Below are 24,275 nucleotides of genomic sequence, written 5' to 3'. Positions count from 1 at the left end.
TTAGGGAAATCAAGGAAAAACGGGGTCTCAAATTGTAAGATTTTTGTGGCAAGTTTAGCTAGCTTTGGAGCTTTTGAGAGGAATTATGGTATGATGAAGGTAAGAAATTAAGCAAGTCGAGGTGTTCTATGGCAAAGGTTTATGTAGCAGATGATGAGAAGAATATTCGTGAGTTGATTGCCTCATTTTTGCGCGATCAAGGCTTAGATGTTGAAGCCTTTGAAACGGGTGATCAGTTGCTTTTGCGTTTTATGGAAGAAGAAGCGGATGTGGTTATTCTTGATGTCATGATGCCAGGAACAAGTGGTATTGATATTGCGGCTATGTTGCGCAAACGCTCTGAGGTGCCGATTATTCTTTTAACTGCGCGTGATAGTGATGATGATTTTGTGAAGGGATTTTCAGCTGGGGTTGATGATTATTTTACCAAACCATTTTCACCCTTGAAATTGAGTTTGCGTGTCAAAGCCATTTTGGCACGTCAACCAGTAGCTAAAGAAGCTACAAATGAAGAGGCTAAACCTCTTGCTTATGAAGGTTTGGAGCTTTCAGATAAGGACCGCTCTGCTACTTATCAAGGAAAACATATCAAGCTGACCAATACAGAATTTGAGCTATTGAAAGTTTTGTTGTCACATAGTGAGGAGGCAATATCGCGCGATGACCTTTTACGTCAAGTATGGGGGTATGAAAGTGACGTCGAAACGCGTGTGACAGATGATACCATCAAACGCCTGCGCAAAAAATTGAGAGGGGTTGAGAGTCATGTCCTTATTGAAACGGTTTGGGGCTATGGGTTCAAGCTCACGAAAAAAGACTAAAAAAGACAGTCACTTAAAGAAGAAAAGGTGGCAATCGCGTTTTCGAACGACCTTATTTTTACAGCCACTGACGATTTTGATTACTTCCTTTGCCATTATTTTGCTGGTTTTTAATGGGCTATTAAAGTTATTTCTGGCTGAAGAAGCTTTTACAGCGATTCAAAATCAATATGATACCTTAGATGCGCTTTATGTTGGTGAGGATTTGCCAAAGATTTCAGATGGTAATATCTTTGAAACCACGTACGCCATCGTTGATGAAAACTTTAACATCAAATACATTTCAGCGTCGACTTATGATTTGTCTGAGAAGCAGATTTCAGAAAAAGTAGTTGATTATTTTTCGGATAATGAGTCGATAGATTGGTTTGATGAAGAAGTTGACAGCAAATCGCAGCATTTTAAGAAGGTCAAGGTCTATGATTCGACTTATATGGTTAAGATGCAGGAATACCCTGGCACTTTTTCAGAAAGCCATATCAAGCAAGACAGTGATGACAGCAAGGCACAGAATTATTATGTTTTCGTCTTTGCCAATGTTACTCCGATTGCGGACTTTGAAACTTATATCAACTACCTTTTGCTTTCGTTGATGGTGATTGTTGGTTTGATTGCTATCATAACCATTTTCTTAACTTCGCGGAAATTAGATAAGCATTTTGGGGCTTTAAAATCTTATATTTTACGCGTTGGTAATCGTGAGGGTGATTTGCAGCCAGAAAATTTTGCTTACCGTGAATTTAACGAAGTTGGTCAGACTGTCGAGAAGATGAATGACATGATTGATGCTAACCAGCGCAGTCAGCAACTCTTTTTCCAAAATTCTTCTCACGAGCTGCGCACTCCGCTCATGTCTATTCAAGGTTATGCAGAGGCTATCAAAGAAGGAGTGGCTGCGGATGACCAAGAAGCTGCTAGTGTGATTTTAGATGAAAGCAGGAAAATGGCAGAGCTGGTAGATGATATTTTAACTTTGTCAAAAATGGAATCTGCTCAGCAACCTTTGAAATTAGAAACCTTCAATATGGTTGATTTGCTTTACGATGTGAGTTGGCACTTAAAAGCTAAAGCAGATGCGCGTGGTCTTGTCTTTGACCATCAATTTTCATCAGATTACCTTGATATTGAGGCAGATGAAAAACTCATTGAGCGTGCTGTGACCAATATTTTGTCAAATGCTGTTCGTTACGCCAAAAAGACAATTGGAATTTCTTGTAAAATACTAGAAAATGAGCGACTCGAATTGCGTTTGTCAAATGACGGAAAAGCTATTTCTGATAAGGATAAAGCTCATCTTTTTGAACGCTTTTATAAAGGTGAGGGAGGGCATTTTGGTATCGGACTTGCCATTACTAAGGAAATCATTGACCGTCATCATGGTGATATTCAAGTGGTTTCAGATGACAAGGAAACTTGCTTTGTCATCACTCTTCCACTACATCAGCATTAAAAAACACCTGTTGGGACTTAGTTCTCAGCAGGTATTTTTATCTTTCTTACACATTTGTAAGCGGGAGCTTCTTTAAAATGAGGTAAACTAAATAAGGTCAAAACTTGCCACACTTTTGCCACAGCTTTTCGAGACTTTATCCAAGCTTTCTCAAGTAATCTTCGTTATAATATGGTTACAATATTGAAGCGAGGAAAAGATGAAAGGAATTAAGAAGTATTGGGCTATTCTTGCCTTACTTGGTTCACTTGCTTTGGGGCTTTTAGGAACTTATGCCTATCATCAATTTGGCTATAAGTTAACGACAAATGAAGTCAAGCGAATTGCCTACCAAAACGCAGGAATTAAGAGTAAGGATATAAAGTCACAAGAATTTGTAAAAAGTAGAACTGGTTTAGCAGCAACTTATGTGGTTAAACTAGAAACAAATTCAAAATCATATGCCTATACTATCAATGCTTCCTCAGGTTCTATCATCGAACGACACTACAAGAAAAAATAAGCCTTGGCTTGGTATTGGTAAAGAATGAAATGAAAGAGGAATTCAATCTTATTGCTGAATTGAATGTAATATCAAAATGAAAAAGAAGATTATGTATGTATTGCTATTAATCGTTTTGCCACTTGCTTTGATTAGTTACCTTTTAGAAGTATTTGGGTTAAAACTCATCAGTTGGCGACGATAAGTTATCACAAATAAGGGAGGGGATGCGATGACAGAAACAGGATCACAGAGAAAGTACATTCAGATTTTAACTGGAATTGGATTTATTATTTCCATTGCTTTGTTTATTTTCTTCAAACAGCACCCAGCTTACTTCCAAGTTGGCGGGCTTTTCCAAAGTTATTTAGGAAATCTTGGCCTCTTTGCACCGCTGATTTTTATGGCTTTGCAAGTGGTTCAGGTGATTTATCCAATTGTTCCTGGTGGGATGACCAGTGTGATTGGTTATATTGCTTTTGGTCCGATTTGGGGATTCATTTATAATTTCACTGGTATCTTTATTGGTTCTCTTATCGCCTTTGCTTTAGCGAGACGTTACGGAGAAACATTTGTGAAGGCTTTTGTTTCCCAAGAGACTTACGATAAGTATATTGGCTATCTTGACAAGAATAACGGGAAATCTTATGCGATGATTCTTGGAGCTGCTTTTGCTCTACCTGGTTTCCCAGATGACTTTCTTTGCATGGTTTCTGGCTTATCGAAAATGTCATTTAAGAAATTCGTTACGATTTTCCTGATTACAAAACCTGTCACACTCTATCTCTACACGATTATTGGTTACAAAGGACTTAGCTATTTGCTTACCTTATTCCAATAAAAAAAGCTCCAGCTTTAGAGCTGGAGCTTTTTTTTGACTTTTTATTCGGCTGCTTTTTCCCATTTTTTAGATAAGTGACGAGAAATCGTTGAAATGCTAAAGTTAATCACAAAGTAAATGGCAGCGATAAGGGCATAAAGGGTAAAGACTTGACTGGCTTCAAAATAACGTCCCATCAAGATTTGGCTTTTACCGAATAATTCCTGAATAGCGATAACAGAGTAAAGAAGTGAAGTATCTTTAATAACTGTTACAAATTGTGAAATGATAGCTGGCAACATTTTACGAAAAGCTTGTGGGAAGACAATGTAGATAAAAATCTGGAAGTTTGTCATTCCTTGAGCTAGACCAGCTTCGGTTTGCCCGTGGTCAACACCATTTAAACCACCACGAATGATTTCTGCTAGAGCAGCAGAGGTAAAGACAGTGAAGGCTGTGATACCAGCAGGTGTTGATTTCATTTGGAAAACAAGGAAGATAATGAAAATCCAAAGCAAGTTTGGAACGTTGCGGACAAATTCAATATAGATACTTGAAATCAAATGAAGCACAGGATTTTTCCCATTTCGCATGACGGCAAGAACCGTTCCAATAAGCGTTGAGAGTACAATGGAAATAAATGAAATATAAATGGTTAGCCACAATCCTTGGAGGATGAAGCTAAGGTTGGTCGGTGTTAATACTGACATTTAATTCTCCTCCTAAAGTGAATATGATTTTTTGTTTTCTTCTTCTTTGTGGCGTGCCCAAGTTGCTAGTGGGAAGCACATGATGAAGTAAAGGAGTGCTGCACCAGCAAATGCAGGAACATAGTTGGTTGTTTCGTAAGCCCAAGCTTTGGCTGTGAACATGATATCTGCTCCAGAAATGATGGCAACAGTAGAAGTATTTTTAATCAAGTTAACCACTTGGTTAGTTAGTGGTGGCAAGATAGTACGTACAGCTTGTGGCAGGATAATCAAACTCATGGTTTGACTATAAGTGAATCCTTGTGAGAGTGCCGCTTCTGTTTGACCTTTTGGAACGGCTTCGATACCTGAGCGAATGACTTCAGCGATATAAGCCCCGTGATAAAGTCCAACACAAAGGACTGCTGTAAAGAATGTTGAAATCATGATAAGACCATTAGTCATAATGGCGAGACCATAATAGACGAAAACAAATTGTACCAAAAGTGGTGTGTTTTGAAAGACTTCTACATAAACACGAGCAATAGCTTTCAAGATTTTGCTTTTTGATGATGACATTGCACCAAAAATCACACCGAGAACAAAGGCTAAAAGCAAAGCACAAAATGACATTCCTAAGGTGTATAGAAAACCTTTGGCAAATTCACCAAAGTTGGCAAAGAAATCTGCCCAACGTGAGAGGGCAAATGGACTCGCTGCTGCGGTTGTTAATAAAAACATGTCAATTCTCCTCCCTTAATTATTCTCTGCTTTTGCAGGTTTTAAATCATATTTATCGTAAAGTTTTTGTAGGCTACCGTCAGCTTTCCACTTGGCTAGTAAGTCATTGACATAATCAATGGTTGCTTGGTTAGATTTTTTAGCTGCGATACCGTATTCTTGAGTATTGAAACCTTCGTCGATAATGGCAGTTTTTTTGCTGACATAACCAGTCAAGATTGACTTATCAACTGAGAAAGCATCGATACGTTTCGCGTGAAGTGAAATAGCTAGTTCTGGGAAAGAACCAAGTTGAACAAATTTGAATTTCAAGTTATGTGCTTTTCCGTATTCTTCAATTGTCAGCTTAGTTGTTGATCCTTGAGCTACTCCGATAGTCTTACCATTGAGGTCAGAGATCGTTTTTAAACCTTTACCTGTATTAACTAAAAAGCCAATCTCGTCATAATAGTAAGGATTTGAAATAGCATAGGAAGCTTTACGTTCATCAGTAATCGTATAAGTAGCAATCAAAAGATCGATTTGTCCATTATCAAGAAGTGCTTCACGAGTTTGGGTTGTAACAGCTGTGTAAGCAACTTTAACACCAAGTGTCTTAGCGATTTTTTTAGCTAAATCAATTTCCATTCCTTCATATTTACCGCTCTCAGCTGAATAATAGCCGAAGTTTGGAACGTCTTGTTTGACCCCGACTTTAAGGACACCAGCATCTTGGATTTTTTTGATCTGCTCAGATGTAGTATTTGCAAAGGTTTTTGAAGCAGTGAAAAAGCTCATAAAGAGCAGTGATAGGCTAGCTAAAATGGCTAAACAAATTTTTTTCTTCATAAGAGGCTCCTTAATGTTTAGAGACATTATCACTGGTGTGATTAATAACTTTGCTCAAGAATTGTTTAGCACGTGGTTCAGTTGGGTTATCAAAGAAACCTTGAACATCTGTTGTATCAACGAGAATTTGACCTTCAGCCATGAAAATAATGCGGTCAGCAACTTCACGAGCAAAGCCCATTTCGTGGGTAACAACAACCATATTCATGCCTTCTTTAGCAAGATTTTGCATGACAGCAAGAACATCACCGATAGTTTCTGGGTCAAGGGCTGATGTTGGTTCGTCAAAAAGAAGGAGTTCTGGTTGCATTGCAAGACCACGAGCGATTGCCACACGTTGCTTTTGACCACCAGATAGCATGCCTGGGTAAGAATCTTTACGATCCCACATATTAACGTAAGTTAAGAATTTTTCCGCAATTTCTTCTGCCTCTTCTTTTGATTTTCCGAGGACTTTGATTGGTGCTAAGGTTACATTTTCTAACACGGTTTTGTGCGGATAGAGGTTGAAATGTTGGAAAACCATACCAACTTCTTTACGAAGTTGCACCAAATCTTTGGCAGAAGCGTTAGCTAGCTCATGCCCATTGACTTTTAAGCTACCTGTTTCGATTGATTCAAGAGCATTCATTGTTCGGATAAGAGTTGATTTACCAGAACCTGATGGGCCAAGAAGAACAACGACCTGTCCTTTCTCGATTTCTAGGTTAATATTTCTGAGGGCGTGATAGTCGCCATAGTATTTTTCAACGTTTTTAAATTCAATAAGTGCCACACTTGTCTCCTTTTCAAAGATAAGATTTTCTTGTTAGGTTTTCTAACATCTAACAAGCTCGGTTAGTTTATCTTACCACATTGCTTTGTTAACTGTCAAATATTTCAGAAAATTTAAATAAGTAATAAACAAAAATAGATTGAATTTTAAGGTTAATTGTTACTTTCTGGTTTCAAAAGTATCCAAGGTTTCCAATTAATCTTGAATTTTGATATAATTAAAGGTAGAGGTCATTTTTGTAAATAAAATGACATAGAAATTGTTGTTTGAGAATTTTTTATTCTACTGACATAGAATTGAAGAGGTGACATATGAAAAAAATTCTTATTGTTGATGATGAAAAACCAATTTCAGATATTATTAAATTTAACTTAACTAAAGAAGGTTATGAAACTGTTACGGCTTTTGATGGTCGTGAAGCAATTGCTAAATTTGAAGAAGAAAATCCTGATTTGATTATCTTGGATTTGATGTTGCCAGAATTGGATGGACTTGAAGTTGCAAAAGAAGTTCGTAAAACAAGTCATATTCCGATTATTATGCTTTCTGCTAAAGATAGCGAGTTCGATAAAGTTATCGGTCTTGAAATCGGAGCAGATGACTACGTCACAAAACCTTTCTCAAATCGTGAATTGTTAGCACGTGTCAAAGCACACCTTCGTCGTACTGAGAACATCGAATCAGCAGTTGCTGAGGAAAATGCTTCTTCATCAAATTCTGAAATTACCATCGGCGATTTGAAGATTTTACCTGATGCCTTTGTTGCTCAAAAACGTGGCGAAGACATTGAATTAACACACCGTGAATTTGAATTGCTTCATCATTTAGCTACTCACATGGGACAAGTGATGACGCGTGAATACCTTTTGGAAACTGTTTGGGGGTATGATTATTTTGGTGATGTCCGCACAGTTGACGTTACCATTCGTCGTTTGCGTGAAAAAATCGAAGATACTCCAAGTCGTCCAGAATACATTTTGACACGTCGCGGTGTTGGTTACTATATGAAGTCTTATGAATAATACAATGGTACAGAATCAATATCTTTTTGAACAAGCCATTCTTTTCTTGTTAGCTTTTGTGGCCATTTATTTTATCCATTTGGCTATCAGAGATTACAGGACGTCTGTTAATATTCGTCGATTGAGTGGTAAGGTTCGTGAACTGATTACAGGAAAATATACAGAAGATATTATCATTGAAAAAGACAGAGATTTAGCAGAGTTGGCTGGTCAGTTAAATGATTTGTCAACTGTCTTTCGTTTGGCTCAAGAAAATCTAGCTCAAGAAAAGAATCGTTTAGCAAGTATTTTGTCTTATATGACTGATGGGGTGCTAGCGACTGACCGTTCTGGAAATATCACCATGATTAACCAGACCGCTCAAAAGCAACTAAATCTTGAGCGTGAAGAAGCCCTTGGGATGAATATCGTTGACATTCTTGGTGATGATAGCGATTATTCTTACCACGATTTGGTGTCTAAGACGCCAGAAATTGTTCTAAACCGTCGTGATGAGACGGGAGAATTTATTACTTTGCGTATTCGATTTGCCTTAAATCGTAGAGATAGTGGCTTTATTTCTGGGCTGATTGCTGTCTTGCATGATACGACGGAACAAGAAAAAGAAGACCGTGAACGTCGCTTGTTCGTTTCTAACGTTAGTCATGAATTGCGTACGCCACTTACTTCGGTTAAATCTTATCTTGAAGCGCTGGATGAAGGGGCTCTGAAAGAAGATATTGCACCAAGTTTCATTAAAGTTTCTTTGGATGAAACCAATCGTATGATTCGCATGATTTCAGATTTGCTTAATCTGTCTCGAATCGACAATCAAACGGTGCAGCTAGAAGTCGAAATGACTAACTTCACAGCCTTTATGACGTCTATTTTGAATCGTTTTGACCAAATTAAAAGTCAACACACGGTTGCTGGCAAGCAATACGAGATTGTCAGAGACTATCCAATCAAGTCAATCTGGGTTGAAATTGACCCAGATAAGATGACACAAGTCTTGGATAATATCCTAAATAATGCCATTAAGTACTCACCAGATGGTGGGAAAATCACTGTCAGCATGAAGACGACTGAAACTCAGTTGATTATTTCGATTTCTGATGAAGGACTTGGTATTCCGAAGAAAGACTTGCCGTTAATCTTTGACCGTTTCTACCGTGTTGATAAGGCTAGAAGTCGTGCCCAAGGTGGTTCAGGGCTTGGACTTGCCATTGCTAAAGAAATTGTCAAACAACATAAAGGATTTATTTGGGCTCAAAGTACCTATGGTAAGGGCTCAACATTTACAATTGTTCTTCCGTATGAGAAGGATTCTGATATTTATGATGAATGGGAGGATGACGAGGACTAGATGTCTGAGAATGCTTTTAAATACAGTGTCTTAGCCTCCGGTTCAACTGGAAATTCATTTTATGTGGAAACGCCACAAAAACGTCTTTTGATAGATGCAGGTTTGACTGGTAAGAAAATTACCAGTCTTCTTGCTGAAATTGACCGAAAACCAGAAGATTTGGATGCTATTTTGATTACGCACGAACACTCTGACCATATTAAAGGAGTTGGAGTGCTGGCTCGTAGATACAATCTTGATGTGTATGCCAATGCCAAAACTTGGCAAATGATTGATGATCGCAACATGATTGGAAAACTTGATGTTGGGCAAAAACATGTCTTTGAACGTGGTAAAACATTGACCTTTGGTGATATTGACATTGAAAGTTTTGGAGTCAGCCACGATGCTGTTGATCCACAGTTTTACCGTTTGATGAAAGATAATAAGTCATTTGTCGTGCTGACTGATACTGGTTACGTTAGTGACCGAATGGCGGGTGTGATTGAAAATGCTGATGGTTATCTGATTGAGTCAAACCATGATGTTGAGATTTTGCGTGCGGGTTCTTATCCTTGGAGCTTGAAACAACGTATTCTATCTGATCGTGGTCACTTGTCAAATGAAGATGGTGCTGATACCATGATTCGCACTATCGGCAATCGCACAAAAAGAATTTACCTTGGACACTTAAGTAAGGAAAATAATATCAAAGAATTGGCACACATGACTATGGAAAATAACTTGATGCAAGCAGATTTTGCTGTTGGTCATGACATGACTGTTTTTGATACATCACCTGATGAAGCAACGCCTTTAGCAGGTCTATAAGAACAAAAACCTAGCACGAAAGAGCTAGGTTTTCTTGTTACCCTAAAAAACGTCCCTATAATAGAAAAGAATTACAGGGATTTTAGGGAGAATTCCCATTTTTTCTAACTTTCTGGTATAATAAAATAGTCTATAAAAAGAAAATTATTGTTTTAAATAAGCTAGCCTTTTGAGATTAGGAAAAGGCTTAATTGATTAAAAATAGACCAATTTTTGAAGGGAGATTTATCTATGCAAGCTTTAGATACAAAACTTCAGCGAGACTTTGGAATCGCATTTGAAGATAAAACATTGCTTGAAACTGCATTTACTCACACATCTTACGCTAATGAACATCGCCTCCTAAACATTTCACACAATGAACGCTTGGAATTTTTAGGAGACGCGGTTCTTCAACTTTTGATTTCTCAGTATTTGTTTAAAAAATATCCGAAGAAACCAGAAGGTGATTTGTCTAAGATGCGTTCTGTTATTGTTCGTGAAGAATCATTAGCAGGCTTTTCACGTTACTGTGGTTTTGATGAATTCATCAAACTTGGTAATGGTGAAGAAAAATCTGGTGGACGAAACCGCGACACTATCTTAGGTGACTTATTCGAAGCCTTTCTTGGTGCACTTTTGATGGACCAAGGGGTTGAAGCGGTTAATAAATTCTTGAATCAAGTCATGATTCCACAAGTTGAAAAAGGTAACTTTGAACGTGTCAAAGATTACAAAACAACCTTGCAAGAATTATTGCAAGGCCACGGTGATGTCACTATTGACTATCGTGTGTCAAATGAATCTGGTCCTGCGCATGCCAAAGTCTTTGAAGTGACAGTGTATGTCAATGACGAAGCTAAAAGTAAAGGAATCGGAAAATCTAAGAAATTAGCTGAGCAAGATGCTGCTAAAAATGCGCTTGCCACTCTTCAATAAGACGTTTGAAAGGAATTCGTAAAGGCAAATGTCCAACCTGCCCTAGGTCATATGATACGTGTTTGACGTAGCCTAGAAGACGATAAGAAGGTCTGTTAAGCTCTTCTTGTTTGTTAGCTCGGGAAGGTATTTGCCTTTTCATCTCTCATTTTATGTATTTAAAAGAAATTGAAATGCAGGGCTTTAAGTCCTTTGCAGACAAGACAACAATTGAATTTGATAAGGGAGTTACAGCCGTTGTAGGTCCAAATGGTTCTGGTAAATCTAACATTACCGAAAGTTTACGTTGGGCGCTTGGGGAATCTTCTGCTAAAAATTTACGTGGTGGCAAGATGCCAGATGTCATTTTTGCTGGAGCTGAAAACCGCAAACCATTGAATTACGCTCAAGTTGTTGTTAGCTTAGATAATTCAGATGGCTTTATCAAAGATGCTAAAGAGACGATTCGAGTAGAACGCCATATTTACCGAAATGGCGATAGCGAGTATTTGATTGATGGTCGCAAGGTGCGTTTGCGTGATATTCATGATTTGTTTATGGATACAGGTCTTGGCCGTGATTCTTTCTCAGTCATTTCGCAAGGTCGCGTTGAAGAGATTTTCAACAGTAAACCAGAAGAACGTCGTGCGATTTTTGAAGAAGCGGCTGGTGTTTTAAAATACAAGACACGTAAAAAAGAAACACAAACTAAGCTTAATCAAACCCAAGATAACTTGGACCGTCTAGATGATATTATCTACGAACTGGAAGCTCAAGTGAAGCCTTTGGAACGCCAAGCGCAAGTCGCTAAAGAGTTTATTGGTTTGGAAGATGAGCGCAAACAACTTCACTTGAATGTCTTGGTAGAAGATATTCAAACTGATAAAGTCCGTTTGGATAGCTTGAAAGAGGACTTGGCTAGCATCAAGTCAGACTTGTCAGCTTATTATGAACAGCGCCAGCAATTTGAAAAACAAAATCAAGCCTTAAAAGCAAAACGTCACCAATTGTCTGAAGAAATGGCGACAAAACAGGCTGGCTTGGTAGATATTACAAAAGCTATTTCTGACCTTGAACGCCAAATGGATTTGATTGCCTTAGAATCAAGTCAAAAAGAAGAGAAAAAACAAGCGGCTACTAGCCAATTGACTGAGCTTAAGGCTAGTCAGGAAAGCTTACGAGAAGAATTAGCGCAAAAAGAAGGTCAGCTCGCAAAATTAGATGACGAATTAACCGAAACTACAGCAACGATTCAAAAATTGCAAGCTGAATTGGATCGCTTTTCAACTGACCCAGATCAAGTCATTGAAAAATTACGTGAAGAATTTGTTAGCTTGATGCAAGAAGAAGCAGATTTGTCTAACAAGTTAACCATGACACAAGCTGATATTGATAATCAAAAACAATTATCAGAATCAAAATCTGAAGAATTAGCACAGACACAGGCTAATTTGGAAGAATTAAAAGCAACTGCTAAAGAATCTCTTGAAAGCTTTGAAGTCGCATGCAAACAAGTTAAAGAGCTTCTAGATGCTTATCAGGAATTGTTTGCTAAGACAAGCCAACTTGAAAAAGATTATCAAGCTGAGCAGACGAAAATGTTTGACCAATTAGATGTCATTAAATCTAAGCAAGCTCGTAAGTCTAGTCTTGAATCTATCCTTAGAAATCACAGTAATTTCTACGCAGGTGTTAAGTCTGTCTTACAAGCTTCTAGTCAACTTGGTGGTATCATTGGTGCTGTAAGTGAGCATTTAAGCTTTGACCGCAAGTATCAAACTGCCCTTGAAATTGCTCTTGGTGGTTCAAGCCAACATGTGATTGTTGAAGACGAGGCGGCTGCCAAACGTTCAATTGCTTTCTTGAAGAAAAACCGTCAAGGACGTGCCACTTTCTTACCACTTACGACTATCAAGGCTCGCCATTTATCACAACAAAATCAAGCTATTTTGTCTTCTAGCCAAGGTTTCCTTGGTGTGGCAAGTGACTTGGTGTCATTTGATAAACGCTTGGACAATATTTTTCAAAATCTTCTTGGAGTGACAGCTGTTTTTGATACGGTCGATAATGCTAATAAGGCTGCTCGTGCATTACACTATCAAGTGCGTTTGGTAGCTTTAGATGGTACTGAGATTCGCCCTGGTGGGTCATTCTCAGGTGGTGCGAACCGTCAAAATAACACCACATTTATCAAACCAGAGTTAGACAATCTTGTGGCTGAATTAAATGACCTTCAAGAAAAACAAGTCGCACAAGAAAAATTGGTTCAAACTCTTCACGAAACATTGCTAGCTAACAAAGAAGAATTAGCTAGCCTGAAAGCTCAAGGTGAAGAAGCTCGTTTTGCAGAACAAAAAGCTGAATTGGAATACCAACAATTGGCTGAACGCTTGAACGATGTTAAGCAACTCTGCAAACAACTTCAAGAAAGTGAGACTGATAACAGTTCAAATGATTTGGAATCTCAAAAAGCTCACTTTGAAGCTGAGTTAACAAAAGTTGCTGAACGTAAGCAAGAGTTGACAAGCCAGATTGACCAAATCAAAGAAAATAAAAATGCCATTACGCAAAAAGTTGAACAACTTCGTCAAGACTTGTCACAAGCGAAACTTCAAGAGCGTGAACTTCTCAGCGAACGCAAGTTTGAATCTGCCAACAAGACACGCCTTGATATCAGCTTAGCTGAAAATAAAGTAGAAATGGCAAAATGTGAAGATTTACTTGCCTTTCATGCGAGTGATCAAGAAATTGAAAACTTGCCACTTCTGAAAAAACAACATGACGAAGCTGTGACAAGAAAAGCAAGCGAAGAAGAACGCTTGGTTAGCCTACGTTTTGAACTTGAAGATTGTGAAGCTAATCTTGAAGAACTCGAAGAACAAGTTGCCAAAGAAAATCAAAAAAATGAAGAATTAATCCGCAAACAAGCCCAAGTTGAAGCCCAAGTTGCTCAAGTTTCTGAACGTTTGCGTGGCTTCACACACGATTTGACAGAAGATTATCACATGACCTTGGCTGAAGCTAAAGAAGCTAGTCAGGTTGTGGAAGATATGGCTATTGCTCGCGAACGTTTGCAAGATTTGCGCCGCCGTATCAAGGCATTAGGACCAATCAACTTGGATGCTATTGCTCAATACGATGAAGTCAATAATCGTTTGACTTTCTTAAATGGTCAAAAAGAAGATTTGGTTCATTCTAAGAACCTTCTACTTGATACCATTAATGACATGGATGATGAAGTGAAATCACGCTTCCAAGTAACTTTTAATGCCATTCGTGAATCCTTCAAGCAAACCTTTACGCAAATGTTTGGTGGCGGTTCTGCCGATTTGTCATTGACAGAAGGTGACTTGCTGACAGCAGGGGTTGAGATTTCTGTCCAACCACCAGGTAAGAAAATTCAATCCTTGAATTTAATGTCAGGTGGGGAAAAAGCTCTATCAGCTTTAGCTCTGCTATTTGCCATTATTCGTGTCAAAACCATCCCATTTGTTATTCTTGATGAGGTGGAAGCAGCGCTCGATGAGGCAAATGTCAAACGTTTTGGTGACTACCTCAATCGCTTTGATAAATCAAGTCAGTTCATCGTTGTCACTCACCGTAAGGGAACAATGGCAGCAGCTGACAGCATTTACGGGGTAACCATGCAAGAATCAGGAATTTCACGCATCGTATCCGTTAAATTAAAAGATGCTGAAAATCTTGTGGAATAATCATTAAAGGGTAAAAAATGGTAATAAACTAATTGCGCACAGTTTAATAAAATATCACGAAAAATACTTAGTGATAAAACGCGTTGCAACAAGCTATGGTAGAAATAATGTTTATCCGTTTTATTGGGATATTCCTGGGGGTAGCGTTGGGAGTGAGGAGTTGCCGAAAGGTGCTGCCATCAGAGAGTGTCTTGAAGAAGTAGGACTTCAGATCAAAATAGATGATATTATTCATGAAGATAGTAATTTAGATAATGGTGTTGTATACACTAGATTAGTTTATGCTGCTCATCTTCCTAAGAATAAGGAAATAAATGTCACATTAAATCCCGAAGAACATACTGATTATCGTTGGATAAGTGTTTTGAATGATTTGGACGGAGAAAAAATTGTTCCATATCTGGTAGATATTCTGAAAAATGAATAGTAATTCAGATTTTAAAAGCCTAGCAATAGCTGGGCTTTTTGCCGTTATTCTTGGGTTGTTACGTCGCTTTGAGTATTTTCTTGTGTGTCAGAAGCTTGCTCATCTGTTGTAGTTTCGCCATTTTGCAAGTTTTGATTAGTGTTTTCTTCTGGCGTTTCTACTGACTCAGATTCGGTTTGTGAGACTTTGCTGTAGTTGTTAGAAACTTTATAGAAAACGCTGTTTACGAATTGTTGTGTTGATTCATAGTCGAAACGGCTAAGCTGAGTGGCAAAGAGACGATCACGACCGTAGTCTGATGGGTCAGAGTCAGTGATACTAAAATGCCAATCAGGAATTTGATTACCTGCAGCATAGTAGTACAAGATGAAACCACCGCCTCTTTGAGAAGAGACTTGAGAAATAGCTTCGCCTTTATCATCGTAAGCGAGAGCAGACAAAGTCAATCTACCATTTTCTGAGACAATGCCTTCTGGAGAAAATTCGAAAGTAAAGCCGTTGGCGTCTTGCCATGTTCCAGCAAGACTTGAAAAATCACCTTGAGCTAGCGCCGCAAAATCCAATTGACTAGCTTCTTTGCTAACTTGTCTAGAATCGACGATAGTTTTTCCATCTTTAACTAAATCGTTGGTAATCTTTTTTTCATTTGGCAGTTGGAATAAATCAAGGCGCTTGTCGCCTTCTTTTTTCTTAGCAGAAGATGAAGTGCTTTTGCCCTTAGTGCTTCGGTGAAGGTGTTGACTGGCTGTTACACTTGTATGCTTGTGTTGCGAATGCTGATTGAGAGCCAAAGCCCCTCCACACACAGTCAGTACCAATAAGCCAGAAATCCAGAAAGCGCGATTTGTTTTTTTCATCATTGTTTACCCCTTTAAATATTCTTCTAAATAATCTATTCGAAAAAAATTTTTAAAACCTAGCCTTTTTTCAAAAAAATTTTAAAAAATTTTTTGCTAGCGACAAGTCGAAAAGAATAGATTATTAGCAGGAAAAAGTTGGCGTTTTTTGCTAGAATAGAATTATGTAATATTGAGGGAGAGAAAAATGGTAAAACTTGTAGCGACAGATATGGATGGCACTTTCTTGACTAGTAAAGGCTTTTATGACAATCAACGCCTCCATAATGTCCTCGAAAAATTTGAAAAGAATGATATGTTATTTGTGGCAGCTAGTGGGCGTTCAATGCTTGCTTTGGAAAAAATGTTTGCGCCACATGCTGATAAAATGGCTTTTATTGCTGAAAATGGAACACTTGTTAAAGTCGGTGAAAAGACAGTTTTTGAATCTGGTTTAACAAAACCACAATTTTTAGAGATTACGGATACTTTAATTGAAAGTCCTTATATGACAGGTTATGATTTCTTATTATCTGGTGAAAATGGAGCTTACTTGCATCCTAAGGCCAGTGATGAATACCTTGAATTTATCAGTCATTACTATGAAAATGTGCAACGTGTTGACAATCTAGCAAATGTTACTGATAATATCTTGAAAGTGACTGCTAACTTTGCAGAAGATACGGTTCGAAAAGGTGAAGCTTGGTTTAACCAACGTATTGATTACGTTAAAGCAGTAACAACAGGCTTTAAATCAATTGACATCATTCTTTCTGATGTCAACAAAAGAACAGGCCTTGAGGCACTTTGTGACTCTTATGGCTTATCAGCTGCGGAAGTTGTTGCATTTGGAGATAATCTCAATGACTATGAAATGCTTGAATTTGCCGGAAGAGCAGTCGCAACCCAAAATGCTCGTCAAGAAATCAAAGAGATTTCTAGCGAAATTATCGGACATTGTGATGAAGAGTCAGTGATGGCTTATATGGAAGGATTAGTTGATTAATGGCAGATATTAAATTGCTTGCCTTGGACCTAGACGGCACACTCTTTAACAGCCAAAAAGTTGTCACACGAGAAAATAAATTGGCTCTCAGAGCCGCGCGTGATATGGGCGTTAAAGTAGTTATCACGACAGGACGACCTCTTAAGGCTATCAGTGGTTTACTTGAAGAGTTGGACTTGATTTCTGATGAAGATTATCTGATTACCTTTAATGGTGGCTTGGTGCAAAAAACGACCGGTGAGATTTTGGCAAAGAGTGAGCTCAGTCGTGCTCAGCTTCAACTCTTGTACCGTCATCTTGAGCCCTTAGCTCTACCATTTGATGTGCTTAGTGATGGTATTGTCTACAGTCTTTCCTGTCGTGGCAATGAATCACACTACCCGCAAGCAAATCCAACTCTTGAATTTGTAACGGTTGATAGCTTTGCTGATATTCCTGAAAATGTGATTTACAACAAGGTGGTTAGCGTCACAAAACCAGAATTTTTGGACCAACAACTCTTAAAATTACCAAAAGAACTACATCAACATTTTGAAATTTTTAAATCACGTGATATTATAGTAGAAATGATGCCTAAAGGTGTTCATAAAGCTGCTGGTTTGAATCAACTAGTTAAACGCCTAGGCTTATCATCAGAAAATGTCATGGCTATGGGTGATGAAGAAAACGACCTTTCCATGTTAAAATGGGCTGGGTTAGGTGTTGCCATGGCAAATGGTGTTGCAATCGCAAAAGAAACAGCAGATGCTGTGACAAGTCGCACTAACGATGAGTCTGGCGTCGCAGAAGCTGTTAAAAAATACATTTTAGAAGCTAAGTAGAAAGGATAAGAGGACAAGCATGTTCTCTTGGTAGCTTAATATGGGATTATTTGATCGTTTATTTGGAAAGAAAAAGGATACGAAAGAGCAGCTTGAAGGACAAGAAACTGCTCAGGCACTTGAAGAAACTTCTGCTGATGAGAGTAAAGAAGTAGCCGAACCAGCTGACGTTCAAGCTCAAGCAGAAGACGTGATTGAAAGTGAAGTAACTCCAGTTTCTGAAGAAGCTAGCCAGCTTGAAGAAACTAAGGAAGCAGCTGAAGCTGATTTTTCAGGAGTTATGGCAGATTATTATGCTAAAAAAGAAGCTGCCAAAGAAGCTTTAGACCGTGGCGAAACAGTCGAATTTGAAGCTGTTGAAACAAAACAAGAAGACGTAAAAGAAGAACCAAAAGAAGCAGCTAGTGCACCTGTTGAGACTGAAGAAGAAAAATACAATCGTAGTCTTAAAAAGACACGTACAGGCTTTAGCGCACGTTTGAATGCCTTTCTAGCGAATTTCCGTCGTGTGGATGAAGATTTCTTTGAAGAATTAGAAGAAATGCTTATCCTTTCAGACGTCGGTGTTAATGTGGCAACACAATTGACAGAAGATTTGCGCTATGAAGCTAAACTAGAAAAAGCTAAAAAAGCAGATGATTTGAAACGTGTCATTATTGAAAAATTGGTTGAAATCTACGAAAAAGACGGCGTCTTTAACGAACAAATCAATTTTCAAGATGGCTTGACTGTCATGCTCTTTGTCGGAGTCAACGGAGTTGGTAAAACAACATCAATCGGTAAGCTTGCTTACAAATATAAAAATGAAGGCAAGAAAGTTATGCTTGTTGCAGCTGATACTTTCCGTGCTGGTGCCGTTGCTCAGCTTGCGGAATGGGGACGACGTGTTGATGTCCCAGTTGTGACTGGACCAGAAAAAGCAGACCCAGCTTCAGTGGTCTTTGATGGTATGGAAAGAGCGGTCGCTGAAAATGTTGACGTTCTGTTGATTGATACTGCAGGTCGTTTGCAAAACAAAGATAATTTGATGGCAGAGCTTGAAAAAATTGGTCGAATCATTAAGCGCGTGGTGCCAGATGCTCCGCACGAAACCCTTCTTGCCCTTGATGCTTCAACAGGTCAAAATGCTCTTAGCCAAGCAAAAGAATTCTCAAAAATCACACCATTAACAGGACTCATCTTGACTAAAATCGATGGAACTGCCAAAGGTGGTGTTGTTCTAGCTATCCGCCAAGAACTTGATATCCCAGTTAAATTCATTGGATTTGGTGAAAAGATTGATGATATTGGCGAATTTGACTCTGAAGACTTTATCCGTGGTCTCCTAGAAGGGATTATTTAAAGCCATGCTTAACTTTGTTAAAGCTCATCTATCGACAATTCTCTTGACCTCATCGACACTTGTCTTAACTCTGATTTATCTTGCTGAAGCCAAGTGGCAAATCATGGCGGTTTGGGGAATCTTGACATTGTTTAACATTATTAGACTAGCTGTTGCTTACAAGAAAAATAACTAAAAAATACCCACCAGTTTATTAATCTGGTGGGATTTTATTATTTAAAAGACGCGATAAACGTAAGGATTATCAGGGGCATCTGTTTCTTTAATCTTAGAAATGTGTAGGACTGGTAAGTTTTGTTCCAAAGTCTTATCGTATTCAAGACTAATGGTACCAGTTGCTGTAATCCATGTGTTGTTTGGATAGCTAGTAGTATTGCCAGTTGTTAAGAGCCCGTAGACACCTGAATCGGCAATACAGTGTATGATACCAAAACGGAAAAGAAATTGATAACCATCGTGACCTGGTTCATTGTAAACAAAGCCAGTATAAGTGATGTTACGTCCAGAAAATTCATCGGGATAAAGGTAGATGAGCTCCATGATTTCCATGTAATTATCTGTCGTAATGGTCAAATCACCAGAACCTTTGTATTTTTTCATTTCTTTTCGCATTTCCTTATCGTAAGCTGCAGAAGTGAAATAAAGGCTGGTATCTGGTTTTAGGTATTGGACACGTGTCCCATCTTCGCTGACTGTTCCAGTTGAGCCTGCTGCAAGTGGAAAGTGGTAACCTTTAGCAGAAACCGTTGTAGAATCCAAGGTTACTGTTGGAACTAAAAGTCCGATAAGTACTGGAATGACCAGAATCATTGGACTAGTGATTTTTGCCAATTTTCCATGCAAATGGCTGTGCATTTTCAAATCTTTAACCCAGATAATCAATTGCACGATAGCTAGAACAAATGACAGCACCATGGAAATGTATGCTAGATAAGCGTAGTGGTTATTGATGTACTGATTTAATTTTCCAGAAATCTGTAGGTACATGGTTAATTCAAAATAACCAGCAAGAATTAAAAATCGAATCATCCAATCACCCCCACAAGTAGACAGTAAAGGATAATCATCCCAGCAGAAACGCTAATGAATTGCACAATAAAACGTTTCTTAAAGGAATTGAGCATCATCATGAGGTTTTTGATATCCACCATTGGACCAATCAAAAGAAAGGCAAGGACTGGTGCAGTCCCGAAACTTGAGAGAAGCGAAGCACCGATAAAGGCATCAGCTTCACTACAAAGTGATAAGATGAAGGCCAACAGCATCATCACAAGTATAGCTGTCAAGGCATTTCCACCGATTTTTGTTAGGATATGGGTCGGTAGATAAATCTGCATAGCCGAAGCTACCAATGACCCAAAGACCAGGTAACGACCGGTGTCGAATAATTCATCGATAGCATGTGCTAAAACGAGGAAAATCTTGCGATACCAAGGTTCACCAGAGTAATTGTGAAAATGACATGGCGCAATATCTTCTTTTAAGATATTGTCATCGACCACAAAACCAAGCATAATTCCAAGCGTGATAGCAACTACAATAGCACCAAGAAGTCGCAACCACAAGAAGCGCCAGCTATTTCCAAAGGCTGAGTATGTTGCAAAAAGCACAATAGGGTTGATAATGGGTGCTGTGGCTAGAAAGGGAACAGCAGTGTAGCTAGGAACTTTTTTCTCTAGAAAGCGCGTGATGATAGGAATAATCCCACATTCACAGGAAGGGAAAATAAAACCAACGAAGGTTCCAAAGAGAATTCGTAGGAATTTATTCTTAGGGAGGTAACGTTGCACCAAATCAGGTGTCACGTAAACCTCGATGAAACCAGATAAAATCGTTCCAAGCAAAACAAAAGGCAAGGCCTCAATGATAATGGAGATAAAAATCGCAAACCATTGTAAGACACTTGCTGGTAAGTGAGTAAAAATGTCCATAAAACTTAATGAGTCGCTTTCTTATCGTTTTTATCCTTACTTTCCTTTTCTTTTTCAGGGTCACTAGAGACTTTTGGAAAACTTGCAAAGTTTGCAAACATTGACTCTAAATCGTCCTGACGTTTGTGAGTGATTGCCATAAGATGGACACCTCTTTTCTAAATATAGTCACCAGTTATTATACTATCATTTGAAAAAATCAGCAAAAGCTAAGCGGATATTTATAAGATAGAATTTGATAAAATTCGGTAAAACTTAAGTTAAAAATCACCAAAAGAATCAGTAAAAATCCCAGTTTTAAGAGTTTTTTTGATATAATAGATAGGCTATGAAAAATGAAAATATACATAAAATTGCTCAAGAATTAACAATTAAAGAGAACCAAATTGCCAAAGTTCTCGAGTTGACAAGCGAAGGAAATACCATTCCTTTCATCGCTCGTTACCGTAAAGAAATGACTGGTAATTTGGATGAAGTTCAAATTAAAGCTATCATTGATTTGGATAAAAGTATGACAGCTTTAGCTGAACGCAAAGCAACGGTATTAAGTAAAATTGAAGAACAAGGAAAATTAACAGCTGAGCTCAAAAAAGCAATTGAGGCAGCTGAAAAATTAGCTGACGTTGAGGAACTTTACCTTCCTTACAAAGAAAAACGTCGTACCAAGGCAACTATTGCTAGAGAAGCAGGGTTATTTCCCCTAGCACGCTTGATTTTACAAAATAAAGCTTCGCTTGAAAAAGAAGCTCAAGCATTTATTTGTGATGGATTTGAAACAGCTGATAAAGCTATCGCAGGGGCATGTGAAATCTTGATTGAATCCTTCTCAGAAGACAATCGCCTTCGCTCATGGGTTTACAATGAAATCTGGTCTTATAGCTCGATAATTTCAAGCGTCAAAGATGAAACAGCCGATGATAAAAAAACATTCCAAATCTATTATGATTTCTCAGAGAAAGTTTCTAAAATGCAAGGCTACCGCATCTTAGCTCTTAACCGTGGTGAAAAGCTTGGGATTTTAAAAGTTGGTTTTGACCATAATACTGACAAGATGATTCGTTTCATGGCGTCACGTTTTAAAAACAGAAATGCTTACATCGACGACGTCATCTCAAAAACCATCAAGAAAAAAATCGTTCCTGCTATGGAACGCCGTATTCACAGTGAATTGACAGAGAGTGCTGAAGATGGAGCTATCGAGCTCTTCTCAGAAAATCTTCGCAATCTTCTTTTGGTGTCACCGCTAAAAGGGAAAATGGTTCTTGGTTTTGACCCTGCCTTTCGTACAGGTGCTAAGCTAGCCGTGGTTGACCAAACCGGGAAACTCATGACAACGCAAGTGATTTACCCAGTTGCACCTGCTAGCCAAGCCAAAATTGAACAGTCTAAAAAAGATTTAGCTGAGCTCATTTCTAACTACGGCATTGAAATTATCGCTATCGGAAATGGAACAGCCAGCCGTGAAAGTGAAGCATTCGTAGCGCAAGTCTTGAAAGATTTTCCAGAGGTTTCTTACGTTATTGTCAATGAAAGCGGAGCTTCTGTCTATTCCGCTTCTGAGCTTGCTCGCCATGAGTTCCCAGACTTGACCGTTGAAAAACGCTCTGCCATTTCTATTGCTCGTCGTCTTCAAGACCCTTTGGCAGAATTGGTTAAAATTGACCCAAAATCCATTGGTGTCGGCCAATACCAGCACGACGTTAGCCAGAAAAAATTGGCTGAAAACCTAGATTTCGTTGTTGATACCGTGGTTAACCAAGTCGGGGTGAATATTAACACAGCAAGTCCAGCACTCTTGTCACACGTATCAGGTCTAAATAAAACCATTTCAGAAAATATCGTTAAGTACCGTGACGAACATGGTCGTATTAGTTCACGTGAAGAGATTAAGAAAGTGCCACGTCTGGGTGCTAAGGCATTTGAACAAGCAGCAGGTTTCTTACGCATTCCAGGAGCCGAAAACATCCTTGATAACACTGGTGTTCACCCTGAGTCATATAAGGCAGTTGAGCGCTTGCTGAAAGAACTTGATATCACTGATTTGGATGATTCGGCTAAGGCAAAACTTCAAGCAGTGTCTGTAAAAGATATGGCTGAAACAATCGGACTAGGTCAAGAAACGCTGAAAGATATTATTGCTGATCTCTTAAAACCAGGTCGTGATTTGCGTGATGATTTTGAAGCACCTGTCCTTCGCCAAGATGTGCTTGATATTTCTGACCTTGAAATCGGACAAAAATTGGAAGGAACTGTTCGAAATGTCGTTGATTTTGGAGCCTTTGTTGATATCGGTCTTCACGATGATGGCTTGATTCACATTTCACAAATGAGCAAATCCTTTGTCAAACACCCTAGCCAAGTCGTTTCCGTTGGTGATGTGGTCACAGTGTGGGTTTCAAAAATCGATAAAGAGCGTGGCAAAATTAACCTTTCTTTGGTAGATTTGCGTGAACTTAACTAATTACGTCAAAGAAGTTTCACAAGAAGATTTTGGAAAAGCCTTCCGACATACAGCAATCTGGAATACACGTCTTAGGACAACTGGCGGACGCTTTTTCCCAGCTGATGGGCATCTAGATTTTAATCCAAAAATCCTTGAGGTGTTTGGAATGGAGACTTTTCGAAAGATTGTTCGTCATGAGCTTTGCCATTATCATCTTTACTTTGAAGGAAAAGGTTACAAACACGCTGACGCAGATTTTAAGCACTTACTTCAAAAGGTTGAAGGCCTTCGCTACGCACCGACTATGCCAAGTGAGACGCCTTATCATTGCTATTGTTGCCAAAAATGCGGGCAAGAGTATCGCAGAAAACGCCGTGTTAATACCCAAAAATACCGCTGTGGCCGCTGCCATGGCAAACTCTTAGAAATCAAAAAGCAAAAAACATAGAGAAGTATCAAATTAATTATAAAATCAGTCGTAAGGCTGATTTTATTTGTAAAGAAATTAGGTATAATCATTATAGTGAGAAATGAAGGAAGGGATAAAGATGAAATCAGCTCTTTATAAACAGCGAAAGAATAAACTGGTTTGTGGTGTTTGCGCCGGAATTGCTGATAAGTTTGGCTGGGACTTGCCTTTGACACGTGTCCTAGCAGCATTGCTAATGTACTTTTATGGCTTTGGCATTTTGCTTTACATCCTCTTAGCAATTTTTCTTCCTTACAAAGAAGATATCACTCGTGACCAATATGGTACAGGGCCACGTAGAAGAAAGGATGCTGAAGTTGTCGACGATGATGACGACAATGACGGCTGGTTCTGGTAATCACTGACAAATTGAGTTTTTAATGTTGCAGTCAAAAAAGTCTAGATAAGTATAACAGGAACTTATCCTAGTCTATGAAACAAGAAAAGGTTTGGGAAAAGTCCCAAGCCTTTTTACGTGTGCCTGGAAAAGCTAAGAATTAATTTTCAAAAGCTTGCGTGAGCGCTTACTTTTTAGGCTGATTGTGATATAATAATGAAAAAAGAGAAAAAGGATTGAACAGAATTGTTACTTTAGTGAAAATGGACTT

The 24,275-nt window shown here is 38.6% G+C and carries 25 protein-coding genes; 17 read left to right on the top strand and 8 right to left on the bottom strand.

The features are described 5' to 3' along the window. Nucleotides 1-128: 128 nt before the first annotated feature. The 4 genes from BLR83_RS05055 to BLR83_RS05040 all read left to right on the top strand — a co-directional run bounded on the left by BLR83_RS05055 (nucleotide 129) and on the right by BLR83_RS05040 (nucleotide 3,593). Nucleotides 129-821, top strand: a complete 693-nt coding sequence (locus tag BLR83_RS05055; RefSeq protein ID WP_074560703.1) for a response regulator transcription factor — start codon at nucleotides 129-131, stop codon at nucleotides 819-821. Next, nucleotides 793-2,271: a sensor histidine kinase gene (locus tag BLR83_RS05050; protein ID WP_081340993.1), complete on the top strand. Its 1,479-nt coding sequence runs from the start codon at nucleotides 793-795 to the stop codon at nucleotides 2,269-2,271. Before BLR83_RS05055 ends, BLR83_RS05050 begins: the two co-directional genes overlap by 29 nt. Before the next feature lie 199 nt (nucleotides 2,272-2,470). After that, nucleotides 2,471-2,773 (top strand): hypothetical protein, encoded by a 303-nt coding sequence (locus BLR83_RS05045; protein WP_074560701.1) that lies wholly within the window; start codon nucleotides 2,471-2,473, stop codon nucleotides 2,771-2,773. A 211-nt stretch (nucleotides 2,774-2,984) separates the two neighbouring features. Continuing rightward, on the top strand, nucleotides 2,985-3,593 hold the full coding sequence (locus BLR83_RS05040; RefSeq protein ID WP_074560700.1) for a TVP38/TMEM64 family protein: 609 nt from the start codon (nucleotides 2,985-2,987) through the stop codon (nucleotides 3,591-3,593). A 41-nt stretch (nucleotides 3,594-3,634) separates the two neighbouring features. Here BLR83_RS05040 and BLR83_RS05035 read toward each other — a convergent pair whose 3' ends face one another. Genes BLR83_RS05035 through BLR83_RS05020 form a run of 4 tightly spaced genes read right to left on the bottom strand, consistent with a single transcriptional unit; the run spans nucleotide 3,635 to nucleotide 6,605 of the window. Further along, on the bottom strand, nucleotides 3,635-4,282 hold the full coding sequence (locus BLR83_RS05035) for an amino acid ABC transporter permease (protein ID WP_074560699.1): 648 nt from the start codon (nucleotides 4,280-4,282) through the stop codon (nucleotides 3,635-3,637). 12 nt (nucleotides 4,283-4,294) lie between these two features. After that, nucleotides 4,295-5,002: an amino acid ABC transporter permease gene (locus BLR83_RS05030; RefSeq protein WP_074560698.1), complete on the bottom strand. Its 708-nt coding sequence runs from the start codon at nucleotides 5,000-5,002 to the stop codon at nucleotides 4,295-4,297. A gap of 15 nt (nucleotides 5,003-5,017) precedes the next feature. After that, on the bottom strand, nucleotides 5,018-5,830 hold the full coding sequence (locus BLR83_RS05025) for a transporter substrate-binding domain-containing protein (RefSeq protein ID WP_074560697.1): 813 nt from the start codon (nucleotides 5,828-5,830) through the stop codon (nucleotides 5,018-5,020). Nucleotides 5,831-5,840: 10 nt separating this feature from the next. Further along, nucleotides 5,841-6,605, bottom strand: coding sequence for an amino acid ABC transporter ATP-binding protein (locus BLR83_RS05020; protein ID WP_074560696.1), 765 nt, complete (start codon nucleotides 6,603-6,605; stop codon nucleotides 5,841-5,843). A gap of 311 nt (nucleotides 6,606-6,916) precedes the next feature. Between BLR83_RS05020 and yycF the strand changes: the two genes are divergently transcribed. The 6 genes from yycF (at nucleotide 6,917) to BLR83_RS04990 (ending at nucleotide 14,819) form a co-directional block, all read left to right on the top strand. Then, complete coding sequence (gene yycF, locus BLR83_RS05015) at nucleotides 6,917-7,627, top strand: response regulator YycF (RefSeq protein ID WP_039696509.1); 711 nt, start codon at nucleotides 6,917-6,919, stop codon at nucleotides 7,625-7,627. Next, on the top strand, nucleotides 7,620-8,972 hold the full coding sequence (gene vicK / locus BLR83_RS05010; RefSeq protein ID WP_074560695.1) for a cell wall metabolism sensor histidine kinase VicK: 1,353 nt from the start codon (nucleotides 7,620-7,622) through the stop codon (nucleotides 8,970-8,972). Before yycF ends, vicK begins: the two co-directional genes overlap by 8 nt. Beyond that, on the top strand, nucleotides 8,973-9,782 hold the full coding sequence (locus BLR83_RS05005; protein ID WP_074560694.1) for an MBL fold metallo-hydrolase: 810 nt from the start codon (nucleotides 8,973-8,975) through the stop codon (nucleotides 9,780-9,782). It abuts the gene before it with no gap. Nucleotides 9,783-10,013: 231 nt separating this feature from the next. Continuing rightward, a complete protein-coding gene (gene rnc / locus BLR83_RS05000; protein WP_020917219.1) occupies nucleotides 10,014-10,700 on the top strand; it encodes a ribonuclease III in 687 nt (228 codons plus the stop codon). A 152-nt stretch (nucleotides 10,701-10,852) separates the two neighbouring features. After that, nucleotides 10,853-14,392, top strand: a complete 3,540-nt coding sequence (gene smc / locus BLR83_RS04995) for a chromosome segregation protein SMC (RefSeq protein ID WP_074560693.1) — start codon at nucleotides 10,853-10,855, stop codon at nucleotides 14,390-14,392. 70 nt (nucleotides 14,393-14,462) lie between these two features. Beyond that, entirely contained in the window at nucleotides 14,463-14,819 is a 357-nt protein-coding gene (locus tag BLR83_RS04990; RefSeq protein WP_234793108.1) for an NUDIX hydrolase, read from the top strand. Nucleotides 14,820-14,863: 44 nt separating this feature from the next. On the opposite strand, the gene BLR83_RS04985 is transcribed toward BLR83_RS04990, so the two are convergent. Next, the gene (locus BLR83_RS04985) at nucleotides 14,864-15,679 is read right to left on the bottom strand and encodes a DUF6287 domain-containing protein (protein ID WP_234793107.1); all 816 of its coding nucleotides are present in this window, start codon (nucleotides 15,677-15,679) and stop codon (nucleotides 14,864-14,866) included. Between the two features lie 184 nt (nucleotides 15,680-15,863). Here BLR83_RS04985 and BLR83_RS04980 point away from each other — a divergent pair, with 184 nt between their 5' ends. From BLR83_RS04980 to BLR83_RS04965, 4 genes are read left to right on the top strand one after another with little or no spacing between them, the layout of a single operon-like run. Beyond that, a complete protein-coding gene (locus tag BLR83_RS04980) occupies nucleotides 15,864-16,661 on the top strand; it encodes a Cof-type HAD-IIB family hydrolase (protein ID WP_039696515.1) in 798 nt (265 codons plus the stop codon). Further along, nucleotides 16,661-17,482, top strand: coding sequence for a Cof-type HAD-IIB family hydrolase (locus BLR83_RS04975; RefSeq protein ID WP_074560691.1), 822 nt, complete (start codon nucleotides 16,661-16,663; stop codon nucleotides 17,480-17,482). The genes BLR83_RS04980 and BLR83_RS04975 overlap by 1 nt, the downstream gene beginning before the upstream one ends. A 40-nt stretch (nucleotides 17,483-17,522) precedes the next feature. After that, the gene (gene ftsY, locus BLR83_RS04970) at nucleotides 17,523-18,824 is read left to right on the top strand and encodes a signal recognition particle-docking protein FtsY (RefSeq protein ID WP_074560690.1); all 1,302 of its coding nucleotides are present in this window, start codon (nucleotides 17,523-17,525) and stop codon (nucleotides 18,822-18,824) included. Between the two features lie 4 nt (nucleotides 18,825-18,828). After that, nucleotides 18,829-18,999, top strand: coding sequence for a cytochrome O ubiquinol oxidase (locus BLR83_RS04965; protein ID WP_074560689.1), 171 nt, complete (start codon nucleotides 18,829-18,831; stop codon nucleotides 18,997-18,999). Between the two features lie 41 nt (nucleotides 19,000-19,040). On the opposite strand, the gene BLR83_RS04960 is transcribed toward BLR83_RS04965, so the two are convergent. Genes BLR83_RS04960 through BLR83_RS04950 form a run of 3 tightly spaced genes read right to left on the bottom strand, consistent with a single transcriptional unit; the run spans nucleotide 19,041 to nucleotide 20,895 of the window. Next, entirely contained in the window at nucleotides 19,041-19,853 is an 813-nt protein-coding gene (locus BLR83_RS04960; RefSeq protein WP_074560688.1) for a TIGR03943 family putative permease subunit, read from the bottom strand. Next, on the bottom strand, nucleotides 19,850-20,755 hold the full coding sequence (locus tag BLR83_RS04955; protein ID WP_039696520.1) for a permease: 906 nt from the start codon (nucleotides 20,753-20,755) through the stop codon (nucleotides 19,850-19,852). The genes BLR83_RS04960 and BLR83_RS04955 overlap by 4 nt, the downstream gene beginning before the upstream one ends. Nucleotides 20,756-20,760: 5 nt before the next feature. Next, a complete protein-coding gene (locus tag BLR83_RS04950) occupies nucleotides 20,761-20,895 on the bottom strand; it encodes an SPJ_0845 family protein (RefSeq protein WP_006532749.1) in 135 nt (44 codons plus the stop codon). Between the two features lie 188 nt (nucleotides 20,896-21,083). Here BLR83_RS04950 and BLR83_RS04945 point away from each other — a divergent pair, with 188 nt between their 5' ends. The 3 genes from BLR83_RS04945 to BLR83_RS04935 all read left to right on the top strand — a co-directional run bounded on the left by BLR83_RS04945 (nucleotide 21,084) and on the right by BLR83_RS04935 (nucleotide 24,025). Further along, entirely contained in the window at nucleotides 21,084-23,216 is a 2,133-nt protein-coding gene (locus tag BLR83_RS04945; RefSeq protein WP_074560687.1) for a Tex family protein, read from the top strand. After that, nucleotides 23,203-23,646, top strand: coding sequence for a SprT family protein (locus BLR83_RS04940; protein WP_074560686.1), 444 nt, complete (start codon nucleotides 23,203-23,205; stop codon nucleotides 23,644-23,646). Before BLR83_RS04945 ends, BLR83_RS04940 begins: the two co-directional genes overlap by 14 nt. 100 nt (nucleotides 23,647-23,746) lie before the next feature. After that, nucleotides 23,747-24,025 (top strand): PspC domain-containing protein, encoded by a 279-nt coding sequence (locus tag BLR83_RS04935; RefSeq protein WP_039696523.1) that lies wholly within the window; start codon nucleotides 23,747-23,749, stop codon nucleotides 24,023-24,025. The last annotated feature ends 250 nt before the right edge of the window (nucleotides 24,026-24,275 follow it).

It is taken from the genome of Streptococcus equinus (genome assembly GCF_900101445.1).
Lineage (GTDB): Bacteria > Bacillota > Bacilli > Lactobacillales > Streptococcaceae > Streptococcus > Streptococcus equinus_B.
The sequence above is the reverse complement of the archived record's forward strand: the minus strand, read 5'-3'. Positions and strand labels throughout refer to the sequence as shown.

Coding starts and splice junctions, on each gene's coding strand:
- BLR83_RS04975 (WP_074560691.1), top strand. CDS start 16,661: ATGGCAGATATTAAATTGCTTGCCTTGGACCTAGACGGCACACTCTTT.
- BLR83_RS05035 (WP_074560699.1), bottom strand. CDS start 4,282: ATGTCAGTATTAACACCGACCAACCTTAGCTTCATCCTCCAAGGATTG.
- BLR83_RS05050 (WP_081340993.1), top strand. CDS start 793: ATGGGTTCAAGCTCACGAAAAAAGACTAAAAAAGACAGTCACTTAAAG.
- BLR83_RS04935 (WP_039696523.1), top strand. CDS start 23,747: ATGAAATCAGCTCTTTATAAACAGCGAAAGAATAAACTGGTTTGTGGT.
- yycF (WP_039696509.1), top strand. CDS start 6,917: ATGAAAAAAATTCTTATTGTTGATGATGAAAAACCAATTTCAGATATT.
- BLR83_RS05005 (WP_074560694.1), top strand. CDS start 8,973: ATGTCTGAGAATGCTTTTAAATACAGTGTCTTAGCCTCCGGTTCAACT.
- BLR83_RS05040 (WP_074560700.1), top strand. CDS start 2,985: ATGACAGAAACAGGATCACAGAGAAAGTACATTCAGATTTTAACTGGA.
- ftsY (WP_074560690.1), top strand. CDS start 17,523: ATGGGATTATTTGATCGTTTATTTGGAAAGAAAAAGGATACGAAAGAG.
- BLR83_RS05025 (WP_074560697.1), bottom strand. CDS start 5,830: ATGAAGAAAAAAATTTGTTTAGCCATTTTAGCTAGCCTATCACTGCTC.
- BLR83_RS05055 (WP_074560703.1), top strand. CDS start 129: ATGGCAAAGGTTTATGTAGCAGATGATGAGAAGAATATTCGTGAGTTG.
- BLR83_RS04980 (WP_039696515.1), top strand. CDS start 15,864: ATGGTAAAACTTGTAGCGACAGATATGGATGGCACTTTCTTGACTAGT.
- BLR83_RS04965 (WP_074560689.1), top strand. CDS start 18,829: ATGCTTAACTTTGTTAAAGCTCATCTATCGACAATTCTCTTGACCTCA.
- BLR83_RS05030 (WP_074560698.1), bottom strand. CDS start 5,002: ATGTTTTTATTAACAACCGCAGCAGCGAGTCCATTTGCCCTCTCACGT.
- smc (WP_074560693.1), top strand. CDS start 10,853: ATGTATTTAAAAGAAATTGAAATGCAGGGCTTTAAGTCCTTTGCAGAC.
- BLR83_RS04945 (WP_074560687.1), top strand. CDS start 21,084: ATGAAAAATGAAAATATACATAAAATTGCTCAAGAATTAACAATTAAA.
- BLR83_RS04960 (WP_074560688.1), bottom strand. CDS start 19,853: ATGATTCGATTTTTAATTCTTGCTGGTTATTTTGAATTAACCATGTAC.
- rnc (WP_020917219.1), top strand. CDS start 10,014: ATGCAAGCTTTAGATACAAAACTTCAGCGAGACTTTGGAATCGCATTT.
- BLR83_RS04955 (WP_039696520.1), bottom strand. CDS start 20,755: ATGGACATTTTTACTCACTTACCAGCAAGTGTCTTACAATGGTTTGCG.
- BLR83_RS04985 (WP_234793107.1), bottom strand. CDS start 15,679: ATGATGAAAAAAACAAATCGCGCTTTCTGGATTTCTGGCTTATTGGTA.
- BLR83_RS05045 (WP_074560701.1), top strand. CDS start 2,471: ATGAAAGGAATTAAGAAGTATTGGGCTATTCTTGCCTTACTTGGTTCA.
- BLR83_RS04950 (WP_006532749.1), bottom strand. CDS start 20,895: ATGGCAATCACTCACAAACGTCAGGACGATTTAGAGTCAATGTTTGCA.
- vicK (WP_074560695.1), top strand. CDS start 7,620: ATGAATAATACAATGGTACAGAATCAATATCTTTTTGAACAAGCCATT.